At 69.5% G+C, this 14,470-nt stretch carries 9 protein-coding genes; 2 read left to right on the top strand and 7 right to left on the bottom strand.

The genetic code is table 11. The features are described from left to right. Positions 1–27: 27 nt before the first annotated feature. A complete protein-coding gene (locus tag EJ913_RS16240) occupies positions 28–1,008 on the bottom strand; it encodes an aminoglycoside phosphotransferase family protein (protein ID WP_126999700.1) in 981 nt (326 codons plus the stop codon). Positions 1,009–1,585: 577 nt separating this feature from the next. Here EJ913_RS16240 and EJ913_RS16235 point away from each other — a divergent pair. Further along, the gene (locus EJ913_RS16235; RefSeq protein WP_126999698.1) at positions 1,586–3,256 is read left to right on the top strand and encodes an EAL domain-containing protein; all 1,671 of its coding nucleotides are present in this window, start codon (positions 1,586–1,588) and stop codon (positions 3,254–3,256) included. Positions 3,257–3,416: 160 nt separating this feature from the next. Here EJ913_RS16235 and EJ913_RS16230 read toward each other — a convergent pair whose 3' ends face one another. Both EJ913_RS16230 and EJ913_RS16225 read right to left on the bottom strand, forming a co-directional pair. Then, positions 3,417–5,393: a lytic transglycosylase domain-containing protein gene (locus EJ913_RS16230; protein WP_238521725.1), complete on the bottom strand. Its 1,977-nt coding sequence runs from the start codon at positions 5,391–5,393 to the stop codon at positions 3,417–3,419. Positions 5,394–5,702: 309 nt separating this feature from the next. Continuing rightward, a complete protein-coding gene (locus EJ913_RS16225) occupies positions 5,703–6,569 on the bottom strand; it encodes a uracil-DNA glycosylase (protein ID WP_126999694.1) in 867 nt (288 codons plus the stop codon). 152 nt (positions 6,570–6,721) lie between these two features. On the opposite strand from EJ913_RS16225, the gene EJ913_RS16220 reads away from it, so the two are divergent. Beyond that, positions 6,722–8,368, top strand: coding sequence for an electron transfer flavoprotein-ubiquinone oxidoreductase (locus tag EJ913_RS16220; RefSeq protein ID WP_126999692.1), 1,647 nt, complete (start codon positions 6,722–6,724; stop codon positions 8,366–8,368). 204 nt (positions 8,369–8,572) lie between these two features. Here the strand turns inward: EJ913_RS16220 and EJ913_RS16215 are convergent, their stop codons facing one another. From EJ913_RS16215 to EJ913_RS16200, 4 genes are all read right to left on the bottom strand, one after another. Continuing rightward, positions 8,573–11,212 carry a TIGR02302 family protein gene (locus EJ913_RS16215; protein ID WP_126999690.1) on the bottom strand — a complete coding sequence of 880 codons (2,640 nt, stop codon included), beginning with the start codon at positions 11,210–11,212 and terminating at the stop codon, positions 8,573–8,575. A gap of 139 nt (positions 11,213–11,351) precedes the next feature. After that, positions 11,352–13,037 (bottom strand): methyl-accepting chemotaxis protein, encoded by a 1,686-nt coding sequence (locus tag EJ913_RS16210; RefSeq protein ID WP_126999688.1) that lies wholly within the window; start codon positions 13,035–13,037, stop codon positions 11,352–11,354. 361 nt (positions 13,038–13,398) lie between these two features. After that, the gene (locus tag EJ913_RS16205) at positions 13,399–13,752 is read right to left on the bottom strand and encodes a DUF6867 family protein (RefSeq protein WP_126999686.1); all 354 of its coding nucleotides are present in this window, start codon (positions 13,750–13,752) and stop codon (positions 13,399–13,401) included. 1 nt (position 13,753) lies between these two features. Continuing rightward, positions 13,754–14,464: an ABC transporter ATP-binding protein gene (locus tag EJ913_RS16200; protein WP_126999684.1), complete on the bottom strand. Its 711-nt coding sequence runs from the start codon at positions 14,462–14,464 to the stop codon at positions 13,754–13,756. Positions 14,465–14,470 lie beyond the last annotated feature (6 nt).

Genomic DNA, 14,470 nt, shown 5'->3' with positions numbered 1-14,470 from the left:
ATTAACCACGCAATCGGGGGAAAAGATCTACTGCCAATCGCGGCGGACCCGTTCGATCCGTTCGGCGCGCAGGATGTCGGCGGCGTGGGCGTCCATGTGCGCGCGCAGAGGCTCGGGCATGCCGGGCGACAGGGCGGTGCCCTCGCGCGACCAGCGGGCCATCCACGACAACGTGCGCAGCCAGGTAAGGCGCCGCAAGGGTTTCAGCCCCGGCCGCACCGCCTCGGCCAACGCGGCGGGCACCGCGTCCACCCAGGCGGCGTGAAAGGCCGCGACCTCGGCGTCGGTCAGCACGGTGTCCACCGCCGGATCCCATTTGGTCGAGGTGTAGAGGCTGGCATGCGCCAGATCCATGGCGGGGTGGCCGTATTGCAGCTTCTCCAGATCGGTGAACCACGCCTTGCCGTCGGCGTCGATCAGGAAATTTCCGGGGTGCGTGTCCACCCCGACCGGCGTGACGGGATGTGGGCCGGCGGGTTGGGCCGCGCGGGCGGCGTCCAGCTCCGCGTCGATCAGGCGGCGGGCGTCCGGGGAGAGCGCGGCGCCGGCGAACCACGCGGCCTGGCGTTCGACCTGCGCCAGCAACGCCGCGACCGGGTCGGCGGGGGCGGGCAGGGGGGCGGGGTCGGCGGGAACCGGCAGGCGGTGCAGGGCCGCCAGGGCGCGGGCGATGGCCGGCATGTCCGACGGCAGGCGCGGCGTGCGACCGAGAATCTCCGTCACCAGCAGGGCGCCCATCGGCAGTCCCTCGCCCGGCGGCAACAGCGCCACGAGGCGCGGGGTGTGGCCGGACGGCTCGGCGCGGCGGAAGGCGGTGGCCTGATGGTCGAGCGCCGCCAGCGGGTCGAGGCCCATCTGGCTCCAGCGCGGAACGCGGGCGACGAGGCCGTGGCCGCGCAGCCGGACATGGTCGTGGGCGACGCCCTTGAGCGGCATCGGTTCCAGCGCGTCGGCGGAAAGGGCGGCGAGGCCGGGCAGGCGCGTCAGCGCGGCGTGGAGGGGCGTCATCGGATCGTCCGTGGAGTGGCGGCCACGCTGGGCGGTATGGTGCGCGTGCAGTTGGGTTCTGCTTAGCAGAAGGCGCCGTTCCTGGGATAGTTCAAGGGTACGATCATGGAGGGGGACGCATCCCCGTCGACCACCCGCCCCTGCCTTTTTCAAATCAACATTTCAGGATCTTATATGTCAATAAGCTCATTAATTACGTTAACCATCATAATGTTCGATGTTGGTTAATGGCCATTATTCCACTGGATTTATTCAGGCTAAATATTTTTTAACAAATTCAATCTATCCACCATTCCTGGGGATAGGGCGGGCATTTTAATTGTATGGTGTCTGTGCTTCTCCCCGGACGTCGAACACCTTGGGGGGAGTGAAGCGTCATCATGGCTCGACGAAGCGTTCATGGCCTGTCGTGTCCTTGCCCGAAAGCCGGAGGCTGCACCGGTTTCCCGCCTCCGGCATGAGGAAGGCCCGGCACCCGGCGCGCAAGCGGCCCGCACGGACGCGCTCACCGGCTTGACGGGGTGGAACGCCGACGGCGCGTCCATCATGACTTCTGTCCGCGAAGAAGAACGAATCCATGAGCACCGGCAAAAATCCCGGCCGCCACCCGGCCATTCCGGCGACGCTGCGCCATGACCGCTTCGTGGCCTTCGCCTTCGCGTCGGCGCATCTTCTTCTGGAAACCGACGACGATGGGCGCATCGCCTTCGCGGCCGGCGCGCGCTGCGGTCTGACCGACCGCACCACCGAGGATCTGGTCGGCCAGTCCCTGTTCGATCTGCTGCCCGCCGAGGAGCACGCCTTCATCCGCATGCTGCTGGCGCGCCTGATCGAAGGCGGCAAACTCGACCTGACCCATGTGGTGATGAGGACCGTCGCCGGCCAACGCTCGGCCATGATGATGGGCGGCTGCCGGTTGCCGAACCACCCGAACCGCTGCTTTCTGGGCTTCACCATCGCCTCGGGCCTGACGGAGCGCATGGCGGGCCGATGCCTGCCGGAACTGAAGATTTTCGTCGAGAGCCTGGAACGCCGTCTTTCCGTGGCCGGCGTCGCCGAGCACGACCAGCGGCTGTCGCTGCTGGCGGTCGAGGGCTTGGCGGGCATGCCCGCGAGCGACGCGATACGGGGCGACGTCGAGGCGTATCTGCTGTCGGTCTCGTCCAACGGCGACGCGGCGGTCCGCCTGAACGACGAACGCTACGCGGTCCTCCACAACGCCGACCTGACGCGCGAGGAGATCGCGTCGGACATCGGCCGGCTGTTGGTTCGCCATGGCGCGGACGATCTGTGCGACGCTCTCCACGTCTGGCAGCTTCCGGTCCAGGGCGGCGACATGCCGCTGTCCGACGTGGCCCGCGCCCTATCCTACACGTTGCAGACCTTCGCCGCCGGCCGGCCCGGCGCGCTCGGCATCGCCGACGTCAACAGCGCGGTGGTGGACATGCTGCAAAGCACCATCGGCCGCGTCGGGCAGGTCCGGCGCATCCTGGAGCAGCGGGACTTCCATCTGGCCTACCAACCCATCGTCAATCTGGTGACCGGCAAGCTGCACCACGTCGAGGCCCTGATGCGGGTCGGCGACAGCGCGTCCCCGGCCGAGTTCATCGCCTTCGCCGAGCGGGTCGGGCTGATCTGCGATCTCGACCTGCTGGTCCTCCAGACCGCGCTCGACGCGCTGAAGGCCGCCCACGACCAGAAGCGCGCGATCCCCGACATCGCCATCAACCTGTCGGCGGTGACGCTGAACAGCCCGCTGATGGTGGAGCAGTTGCAGACCGTGCTGCGCCCTTACGGCATCATCGCCCGCAAGCTGCTGATCGAGGTGACGGAGACCGCCGCCGTCCATGACTTCCGTGGTTTGAACCAGACGCTCGACCGGCTGCGGCGGATGGGGCTGCGGGTCTGCCTGGACGACGTGGGCAGCGGCACGACCTCGTTCCTGTCGCTCAACGAGCTGCGAGTCGATTATGCCAAGCTGGACGGCCGGATCGTGCGGGGCGCCCTGACCAACAGCCGCGACCGCGCCATCCTGCACTCCATCGTCGAGATCGCCCGTCACATCAACATCGAGTTGATCGCCGAGCAGGTCGAGACGGACGCGCAACTCCACCATCTGCGGCAGCTCGGCGTCCGCTACGGGCAAGGCTACCTGTTCGGGAAGCCGTCCGCGAGCCTGTCGAACCTCGACCAGGGCATGCCGTCCCGCCCGGCACGGCGCACCGGCAAGCAGGTGAGCTGGGAGTAAAGGGTCTGGTTACTGTCTGAGCGGGTTCTGCCCTGCTAGCCCCCTCCCCATCCCTCCCCCGCTTGGCAGCGGGACAGGGGGCTGGACTTTTGTCGGCGTTCGGCGGGGTTCCCTCTCCCGCCAAAGGCGGGGGAGGGTTAGGGAGGGGGCTAGCCTTTTCTCAGGGCGTTGGCGCGTCCGTCTCCCGCTCCGCCACGGTCTCGACCGGGGGCTCCGGCTGGGTGGCGACCTGCGTCGGGTGGGTGTCCGCCGAAGTGTAGACCGGCCATTTGCCGGCGGCGACGGCGTCCAGCGAGGCGGTTTCCTGGCCCAGCCGCAGCCGGTAGATCCAGAAATTCGCCAGCACCTTCTCCACATAGTCGCGGGTTTCGCCGAAGGGCAGGCTCTCGATGAAGAGCAGCGGGTCGGCGACCTCGTTCAGCTCGCGGCGCCAGCGCGCCAGCGTGCCGGGACCCGCGTTGTAGGCGGCGGCGGCCAGGAACAGGTTGCCGCCGATGTCGGGCATGCCCAGCAGCTCGTTCAGGTAGCGCTGCCCCAGCTCCATGTTGCGGGCCGGATCGAACAGCGCGGCGCGGTCGGTGTCGGCGCTGTTGATGTCGGCGTTGCGCTCCTGCACGTGCTGGGCGGTGCTGGGGAGGATCTGCATCAGCCCGGTGGCGCCGGCCGAACTGACCAGCCGGGGGTCGAAGCGCGATTCCTGCCGCATCACCGCGAAGACCAGCGCGCGGTCCAGCGCGAAGCCGTCGCGCGGCTTCCAGTAGGGAAGGGGGTAGAGCGCCGCCGCGTAGGGGGCACCGCCCGGCCCGGCCACCGCGTTGCCCAGCCGCAGCGACAGCGTCGGCAGCCCGGCCCGGTCGGCGAGGCTGACCAGCGCCTGCTCGACCAGCGGGTCGCCCTGCGGATGGATGCGTTGCAGCTCCAGTTCCGCCAGGGCGCGCTGGCCGGTCTGGAGCAGGGCGATGGCGCGCAGCCCGGCGGGCTTGCGGGCCAGCGCCTCCAGTTGAACGCCGGTCAGTTCCGGCGCCTGCCACTGCACCGGATCCATGCGGCCCAGGCTGCGCAGGGCGACCAGCCCATAGAAGGTGTGCGGGTAACGGGCGGCGGCGGTCAGATGCGCCGTCGCCTCGCGGTTGCGGCCGCGCTTGGCGTGGGCGCGGGCGGCCCAATAGTCGGCGGCGGCGGCCATCCAGGGGGAGCGCGGCGACGCGGCGGCCATGCCGTCGAAATGGCGCGAAGCCCGGTCGATCTGCTTGAGGCGCCATGCCGACAGCCCGGCGATCCAATGCGCCTCCGGCAGGGCGTCGCCCGACCGCGCCGCGCTGGCCGAGGCGAGCGCCAGGGCCTGGGTCGTCTCGCCCGCGTAGTAGAGCGAGGCGGCGATGCGGGCGCGGGCGGCGTCGTACTGCACCGGGTCGAGCGTGCGGGAGAACTCGTCCTGGCCCAGCAGGGACAGCGCGGCGCCGGCCCGTCCACCGCGCAGCAAATCGTCCACGCGGGCCACGGCGACGCGGTCGGCGCGGGCGCGGCTGACCGTGCGGCTGCGCGGCGCCACGGTGACGGTGTCGGCACCCTCGGCGGGGGTGCTGTCGGCGGCGGTCGCGTCGGCGGGGGCGTCGTCCTCGGGTTCCGTCTTGGCCGACACGGTGCGCAGGCCGCCCAGCCGTTCCAGCGAGCCGTTGAGCCGCACCGTCTCGTCCCCGCGCGGCGCCTTGGGAGCGCGCTGCCCCGCCGGCTGTCGGCGCTGGGCGAGGTTGTGGACCCGCTCCGCCCCGGCGAGGTCGCCGTACTGCTGCATCCACAGCGCCAGTTCGTCGTAGCTGGCCTTGCGGTCGGGGTGGAGGTAGCGGTGGCGCAGCACGTAGCCGATCAGCCGCTTGTCGGTCAGCCGGGCGATTTCCTCGTCGGCGGCGCCCCAGTCGGCGCGGTCCTGGAAGGCGAAGATGCGGCGGTAACGGTCGGCGTCCTCTTCGGTGAGTTGGACGGCACGGGCCTGGTCGTCGGCCGCCAAAAGCAGCGGTTCGGACGCGGATTCGGTGCCGGGCGGGACGACGGGCTGGCCGTCCGGCGCGTGGATGACGAGGGAGGCAAGGGCCGGGCGCACAGCGCCCATCCCGTCGGGCAGCACGGTGGAAACCACCGCGAAACCCAAGGCCCCCAGAAGGTTCCGCCGCAGCGGAGCCGCGATCGCGGCCCGGTGTGCTGCATTGCAAAATATCCGGAGCATTCTCACGGAATAACCCACGCCGGGACGAACCGCAAGCAACGGATTCGCACATTCCGTGTCGTTCTCGGTAATCGCGAGCGCTAACAACGGGTTAATGGCTCTGGGAAAAAGGCCTTAGCCCGGTCGCAAGATGCGTTTGGTGCTAGCTTACGGCCGGTTTCGCCCGGCTCGGCACCGAATCATCCAAACGATTTTGACCTCCGCGAAAATGATTTCGAATATTTATGAGGACTTGGCAATGACTTCGTCCATTCTTTGCCGCAAAGCCAGCATGTCGCGCCACGCCTCGCGCTTGGCGATGGGGTTGCGCAGCAGATAGGCGGGGTGGAGCATCGGCAGCAGCGGCACCGGTCCGGCCGGCGAGTCGTAGTCGCGCCACTGGCCGCGCAGCCGGGTGATCCCCTCGCTGCGGTTCAGCAGGGTCTTGGCCGAGACGCCGCCGAGCGCAACCATCAGTTTCGGGTTCACCAGCGCAACGTGCCGCTCGAGGAAAGGCAGGCAGGCGGCGGTCTCCGCCGGGGTCGGGCTGCGGTTGCCGGGCGGGCGCCAGGGCAGGATGTTGGCGATGTAGACCTGGGTGCGGTCCAGCCCGATCTGCGCCAGCATGCGGTCCAGCAGTCGGCCGCTGACCCCGACGAAGGGCTTGCCCTGCCGGTCCTCGTCCTCGCCCGGCGCCTCGCCGATCAGCATGACCGGGGCCTCTGGGTTGCCGTCGGCGAACACCGTGTTCATCGCCGTCGCCTTCAGCGGGCAGCCGTCGAAGGCGCGCAAAGCGCTTTCCAGCTCGGCCAACGTCCGGGCTTCCCCGGCCCGCGCCCGCGCGCTGATGCCGGCCTCGCTGGCGCCCAGGGGTTGATCGGGGTTGGCGTAGGGCGTGGACGCGGCCATGGCGGCCGGGCGTGCCGCCGCCGGACGCGGCGCGGCGGGAAGTGGGCCGCGCGTCGGCGGCGCGGTGCCGGCCGATGGGGCGCGGGCGGCGGTCCGCACGGTCAGGTTGGCCCAGTCCGTGGGGGTGTCGCCGATGGCCTCGTCACAGCCGATGTCCGCGTGCCAGCGCAGCGCGTCGAGCATGTCGCTTACGTCAATCATTGTTTGACCTTACCACAAAGCGTGTGGTCTTACATGCAGCGGATACCCGATTTGGGTGCGGCGCATCCTATGCTAAAAGCACCCACCCGCGGGAGAGGCGGCGAGACCGAGAGAGCAAAAGCACCAGAATCAAGAAGGTGGGGGAGTAGGTTATGGAACGCGAACCGCGCGAGGTAATGGAGTACGATGTTCTGATCGTCGGCGCCGGCCCAGCAGGTCTCAGTGCGGCGATCCGTCTGAGGCAACGCGCGGCCGAGACCGGGCAGGACGTCAGCGTCTGCGTGATCGAGAAGGGGTCGGAGGTGGGCGCCCACCTGCTGTCCGGCGCCGTCTTCGAGCCGCACGCCTTGACCGAGCTGATCCCGGACTGGAAGGAGAAGGGCGCGCCCCTGACCACCCCGGCGCGGGAAGACCATTTCCTGTTCCTGACCGAGACGAAGGCGATGAAGTCGCCCTTCGCCCCGCCGCAGATGCACAACCACGGCAACTACATCATCAGCCTGGGCAACCTCGCCCGCTGGCTGGCGACGCAGGCCGAGGAGCTTGGCGTCGAGATTTACCCCGGCTTCGCCGCCGCCGAGGTGCTCTACGACGAGGACGGCGTCGTCAAGGGCGTCGCCACCGGCGACATGGGCATCGGCAAGGACGGCGAGCCGACCGGCAACTACACGCCGGGCATGGAACTGCACGCCAAGCAGACGATCTTCGCCGAGGGCTGCCGCGGCTCGCTGACCAAGACGCTGTTCGAGCGCTTCGACCTGCGCCGCGACTGCCAGCCGCAGACCTACGGCCTCGGCATCAAGGAGCTGTGGGAGGTCGATCCTTCCCAGTCCAAGCCCGGCCTGATCGTCCACACCATCGGCTGGCCGATGGACCCGAAGACCTATGGCGGGTCGTGGCTCTACCACATGGAAGGGAATCTGGTGTCGGTCGGCTTCGTCGTCGGCCTCGACTACTGGAACCCGCACATGAGCCCGTTCGAGGAGTTCCAGCGCTACAAGACCCACCCGGCGATCCGCCCGACCTTCGAGGGCGGCCGGCGTCTGTCCTACGGCGCCCGTGCGCTGAGCGAGGGCGGGCTCCAGTCCATCCCGAAGCTGACCTTCCCCGGCGGCGTCATCATCGGCGACGCGGCGGGCTTCCTGAACGTGCCGAAGATCAAGGGCAACCACACCGCCATGAAGTCGGGCATGGTCGCGGCGGAATCCGTCTTCGACCACCTGACCGGCGGCTCGGAGTCCCGCGAGGTGACGGCGTATCCGGAGCGTCTGAAGGCGTCCTGGGTGTGGCCGGAGCTGGAGGCGGTGCGCAACATCCGCCCCGGCTTCCAGAAGGGCCTGTGGGCCGGTCTGGCCAACGCCGCCTACGAGACGGCGACCAAGGGCAAGTCGCCCTGGACCCTCAAGCACCACGCCGACAACACCACGCTGGTCAAGGCCAGCGAGGCACCGAAGATCGCCTACCCCAAGCCGGACGGCAAGATCACCTTCGATCGCCTGTCCTCGGTCTATTTGTCGAACACCAACCACGAGGAAGACCAGCCGGCGCATCTGACGCTGAAGGATCCGACGATCCCGATCAGCGTGAATCTCGCGCTCTACGACGCGCCGGAAACCCGTTACTGCCCGGCCGGGGTGTACGAGATCGTGCGCAACGAGAACGGCGGCGATCCGCGCCTCCAGATCAACGCGCAGAACTGCGTCCACTGCAAGACCTGCGACATCAAGGACCCCACCCAGAACATCAACTGGGTCGTCCCGGAAGGCGGCGGGGGGCCGAACTATCCGGGCGGGATGTGAGAACGGTCGTTTGGCTTGAGCGGGTGGGTGCGATCACGGTTGCCCCCACTTCTTTCCTCCCCCGCTGGGCGGGGGAGGAGGCAGGACGCTTGTCGGTGTCCAGCGGCAGTCCCTTCCCCTGCGAAGCGGGGGAGGGTTAGGGTGGGGGCATCGAAGCCGACACTCACCCGGTTCTGTCAGTAACTCTTGTAAGAACCATCCGCCTCAGAACTGCTTCAACAGCCGGTCGATGTACTCGCGTTCCGGCTGCGGGCGGCCGTACTGGCCGGAGCGGCGGCGCAGCTCGTCCAGGATCTCGCGGGCGCGCTGGAGTTCCGACTGCTCGGGGATCTTCACGTCGTTGGAGTCCTGCATGCCGTAGCCCGACGGGCGGCGGCCCAGCGGGTCGCGGCCCTTGCCCTGCTGGCGGCCGGGCTGCTGGCCCTGCTGCCCCATCATCGCCGGGCCTTGCCCCATCATCATCTGCTGGGCGAGCTGTTCGGCCATGCTCTGCATGCCCTGTTGCAGCTCGTCCATCGCCTGGGTCTGCGACGGCACGGCGGCGCCGGGCGAGCCTTGCTGCAAGGCCTGGGCGGCGTCGCGCATGGCGCGCTCGGCGCGGCCCAGCGGACGGGGGATGTCGCCGCCGGACTGCTCGCCCATCCGCCGCATCAGGTCACCCAACTGGCGGCGCAGCGCCTCCTGCTGCTCGGCCTGCTTCTGCAACGTCGGGCTGCCGGCCATGTTGCCGGGGCTGTTGCGGCCTTGCTGCCCCTGCTGTCCCGGTTGTTGGCGCCCGCGAGGTCCCTGCTGGCCGGGTTGTCCCTGCTGGCCCTGCTGGTTCATCTGGTCCTGGGACTGGCGGAAGCTCTGGTCGAGAAGCTGCTGCTGCTGCTGGCCGAGTTTCTGCAACTCCTGCATCATCTGCCAGGCTTCGTTCTGCTGGTTGCCCTGCTGCCCCTGCTGGGCCATGGCGCCGGAGCGCATGTTCTCCAGCATCTGCTGCATCTGGGACAGCATCTGGCGGGCGGCGTCGCGCGACCCCGTCTGCGCCATCTCGCGCATGCGGTCCATCATCTGCTGGAGGTCGTTGCGGTCGGTCATCTGGTCGGCCATCTCGGGCGGGACGGTCGGGATCTGCTCGCCGCGCTGCAGGGCCTCCATCATCCGCTGTTCCATGGCGTCCATGAACTTGTCGAGCGCCGCCTGCAACTCGTCCATCAACTGGTTCAGCTCGGCGTCGGTGGCGCCCTTGTCGAGGGCCTCGGACAGCCGGCGCTCGGCGTCGCGCAGATCGCGCTCGGCCAGCGACAGCCCGCCGTCCTCGATGCGCAGCGCGGTCTCCCACAGCAACTGCTGCAAGGCCGGGATCGACGCCTCGCTGTCGTCCAGCATCAGCCGGGCGACCGACGTGCGCAGCGCCAGGAAGACGACCAGATCCTGTCCGAACTGCCCCGGCCGGGTCGACAGCTCGGCCAGCGCGCGGGCGACGTCGACCCGCGATTCCACCGGGCGCTGCGTCAGGATCTTGCGCTGCGCGACGATGGCACGGGCGACGGGATGGTTGAAGACCCGCTCGGGCAGGGTGATCGCGGCGTCCTCCGACTGGCCGGTCTGGCCGGCGCCGTCGGTGGCGATCAGACGGACCGTCACCGGCAGCCCGGCCCAGGGATGGGCGGTCAGGTCGTGGAAGGCGCTGTTGCGCGCCTCCTTGGGCCGCAGGCCGGGGAGGGCCAGCGGCAGTTCCAGCGGCGGGGCGTCGCGCAGGGCGGCGGCCAGGAGTGGGGCCGGGGCGGGGTTGGGACCGGGCGCCGGGGAGGGAGCGGCGGGGCGGACCTGCGCCTTCACCTCGGTCAGGCCGTAATCGTCGCGGGCGGTGTAGTCCAGGCGCAGGGCGCCGCGCTCGCCCGCCGCCGGCGGGTTGGCGTGGGCGACGATGGGGGCGCTGTCGGGCACGACGCGGACCGGCCAGGAGCCCAGCGTGCGGCCTCCTTGCGTCACCGCGATGCGGGTGCCGGCCTCGATGGGATGCTGGATTTGGAAGGTGGTGGGATCGACCGTCTCGAAGGGGGCGGAGCGCTCGCCGGCCTCCAGCGTCGGGGTGCCGCCGCCGCCGCTGACCCGCGCCATCACTTGGCTGCCCTTCGGCACCGCGATCGGCTGGTCGGTCGGGGCGGCGACCGTGTTGCCGGCCTTGAGGAAGACCGGGGGCAGGCCGGTGTACTCGGGGGGCGTCACCCACAAATCGAGAGTCGCGGTGGCGGCGACCGCCCCGCCGTCGAAGCGGGGCGAGACCGCCGCCATCAGGCGCGGCCGCCAATCGCCCCAGCCGCTCGCGCCGGCCACCACGATCAGAAGCACGACCAGCGCGCGCAGGGCGAAGCGGTCGTGGCTCGGCACCGTCGAGTCCGGCCACGCCACCCGCAGCCGGCGCATCGCCGCCCGCGTGCGCTCCTGGTGCAGACGCCACAGGGCCTCGGCCATCGGGTCGCCGCCGGCCGAGCGGTCGCGCAGGGTGTTCAGCGGGCGGTGGGGCAGTCCGCTGTCGCGCTCCAGCCGGCGCCGGGCCTCCGCTTCGTCGGGCAAGCGAAGCCGGCGGAATCCGGCGATCGCCGCCAGCAGGAAGGCGCCGACCAGCAGGACCAACACGGCGGCGTGCAGCCAGCCCGGCAGATGCGGCAGCAGGTTGAACAGGGCGAGCGCCGCGAAGACGCCCAGGATGCTCAGCGGCGCCCAGACCGCCGGCCCCAGCCGCTCCCAGACCAGCGCCGAGCGGGCCTGCCACAGCCGGGCGCGCGGTTCGGAGGGCGGGGCGCCGGCCGGAGCTGTCCTTGCCGGATCGGGCCGCTGTGCGTCCTGCTTCATCCCGTCCCCCGTTTCGGCATCCAGATCCCGGCGTTGCAGACTCGCGCCTTCACCCATATAGGGCGCCGGGACGGGTTTTGCCCAGCGGCGCGATGGTAGAGGAGAGCATTGGGGGATGGCGAAACTGTGGCGTGCCCCGCTACGCCGCCCGCGCCCCGGCGTTGGCCTGCGACCGCACCTCGGTCAGGAAGCGGTCGACCTCGGCGGCCAGCGTGCGGGCCTGGTCCGACAGGCCGCGCGCGGCGGACAGCACGCTGCCGGCGGTGGCGCCGGCGCTCTCGGCGGTGTGGGCCAGCGAGGCGATGGTCGTCGAAACGCCCTGGGTGCCCAGCGCCGCCATCTCCACCGCCCGCGCGATGTCCTGGGTGGCGGCGTTCTGTTCGCGCACCGACTGGGTGATGGCGCCGGCGATGCTGTCGATCTCGGTGATCGTCGTGCCGATGGAGCCGATGGCGGTCGCGGCTTCCCGCGTGACGCTCTGCATGGCGTTGACCTGGGCGGCGATCTCGTCGGTGGCCTTGGCGGTCTGGTCGGCCAACCCCTTGACCTCCGTCGCCACCACGGCGAAGCCCTTGCCGGCCTCGCCCGCGCGGGCGGCCTCGATGGTGGCGTTCAGCGCCAGCAGGTTGGTCTGCTTGGCGATGGCGTGGATCAGCCCGACCACCTGACCGATGCGCTCGGCGTTGGCGATCAGCCCCTGCACGGTCGCGTTGGTGCGGTCGGTGTGCGACACCGCCTCCCCGGCGATCTGGGCGGAGTGGCCGACCTGTTCGGTGATGCCGCCGATGGAACCGGCGAGCTGCGTCGCCGCCGCCGCCGCCGAGCGGACGTTGGCCTGGATGTCGTCGGATTCCCGCGCCACGTTGCGCGACTGGTCGGACGCCTCGCTGGCGACCGCCGCCATCCTGCCGGCGCTGTCGGTCATCCCCGAGGCGGAGGCCGCGATGCCCTCGACCAGCCGCATCACCGTGCCCTGGAAGCGGTCGGCGAGGTCGATCAGCGCGGCGCGCTTGGCCTGTTCGGCCTTGGCGTCGGCGTCGGCCTGGACGGCGTGCATACGCTCGATGGCCTGGGCGTTGTCGCGGAAGACGGTGACCGAGCCGGCCATGGCGCCGATCTCGTCGCGGCGCCCGGCGCCCGGCACGTCGACCCTCGTGTTGCCGCCGGCCAGATCGGCCATCGCCGCCGTCATGGCGCGCAGCGGCCGGACCAGCATGCCGCCGAGCACGAGGTTCAGCAGGACGATCTGCACCACCAGCGCGATCAGGCAGATGGCGATCTGGTTGCGCATCTGGTTCATGATGGCGTCGATCTGCTGCTCCAAGCTCCAGGCGATCTGGAGGGCGCCGACCAAGCGGTTGCTCTTGCCGGTCACCACCGGCACCGTCACCACGATGTGGCCCTTGGCCGAGCGGGTCTGCGCGCCCTTGCCGGCCAGCACGGCGTCGATCAGGTCCTGGTCGGCGGACAGATCGTATTTCAGGAAGCGCGTGTTGGAGTAATCGGCCAGCACGCCGCCGGGCGCCGCCGCCTTCAGGGAGGCCAGTTGCACCTCCGTGCTGTCGGCCAGCGGCATGAACTCCGTCTCGATGGAGGCGCCGTCGTTGGCGACGAAGCTGGTCTTGGTGGCGTTCGCCAGCATGTCGGTCTTGACGCGGGCGTCGTGGGTGGCGAGCCGCACCGTGTCGTCGTACTGCATCTTGGCCTGGAGGCCCATGATGACGACGAAGCCGCCGACGATGGCGACGACGAAGGCCGCCGTCACCTTGCGGCCGATGGTCCAGAAATGACGGGGCCGAGACCCGGTGCCGATGTCCGCTGCCATGAGACTGTCCCTTCCCCCTGCCGATGGATCAAGGCGCCGCCTGCCCGGCGCCCGCCTGCACGCTGCCGATCGCGGAACCGGGGTTGTCCGGTGCCGCGTTCCGTCGTTTTCATGTGTAAAGAACAGTGATCGCCGTATGGTATCGGCGACTCTGCATGAAATCTATCGCATTCCGCTTAAAAGCCGGCGGGTGCAAGAAAATTTCAGCGTTTACGGAGTGTTTACCGTATTCCGACGCGGCTTGAGCCGTCTTGTGACTTTGAAAAAGTGGTGCTTGTTCTTCGGAAACAACCGCCGATCCTAGGATTGACGGTTGTTGTCTTCCGCAGCCCAAACATTAAGCTATTTGCTGAAAATACTGTCAGCCCCGCGCCGGGGACCGTTCGCGCCAAGCGAAGGGCCCATTGCGCTCGTAGAGCCAAGGGTACTGGTTGACCATGCGGCGGGCGATGGCGATGCGGTGGGTGGTCAGGGTGATCGCCCCGATCACCACCGTGTGCACCGCAAAGCCCCAAACCGACAGCAGCGGCTCGCCGAACAGACCCCAGGCGAGGAAGCGGTCGCCCAGACCCAGCAGCAGCGAATAGGCCAGCACGCTGGAGACCGGCTTCCAGCCCTCCGCCAGCGTCTGCCCGGTCAGCACCGCGAAGCCGCCGAACACCACCACCGTCAGCCCGAGGAACACCGGAAGCGACGCGCCCAGAAGGTGCTCCATCTCAGTGCCCCCCTTCCAGATAGGCCGCGCGGACCTCCGGATCGGCCAGCAGCGCCGCCCCCGACCCCGTCATCGTGATCCTGCCGTTCACCATCACGTAGCCGCGATGGGCCAGCTTGAGCGCGTGGAACGCGTTCTGCTCCACCATGAACACCGTCATCTTCTGCTCCCGGTTGATCGCCTGGATCACCTGGAAGATCTGCTTCACGATCAGCGGCGCCAGACCCAGGCTCGGCTCGTCGAGCAGCAGCAGGCGCGGCTGGCTCATCAGCGCCCGCCCGATCGCCAGCATCTGCTGCTCGCCCCCCGACATCGTCCCGGCCCGCTGGTGGATGCGTTCCTTCAGCCGTGGGAACAGCGTCAGCACCCGCTCCAGCTCCGTCTCGAAGCTGCCCGGTTTCGCCACGATCGAGCCCATCTGGAGGTTCTCCAGCACGCTCATCCGCGGGAAGATCCGCCGCCCCTCGGGGCTCTGCGCGATGCCGCGCCGCACGATCTCGTGGGTGGGCAACTCAGTGATGTCCTCGCCCTCGAAGACCACCCGGCCCTGGCGGGCGCGCGGGCTGCCGCACAGCGTCATCAGCAGCGTCGACTTGCCCGCCCCGTTCGCCCCGATCAGCGAGACGATCTCGCCGGACGCGATCTCCAGGTCGATCCCCTTCAGCGCCTCGATGGCGCCGTAGAAGGTGTGCACGCCGGAAACCTTCAGCATCGGTTC

The organism is Azospirillum doebereinerae, assembly GCF_003989665.1.
Taxonomy (GTDB): domain Bacteria; phylum Pseudomonadota; class Alphaproteobacteria; order Azospirillales; family Azospirillaceae; genus Azospirillum; species Azospirillum doebereinerae.
Note: the sequence above shows the minus strand (reverse complement) of the source record. Positions and strands in the feature narration are given on the sequence as shown.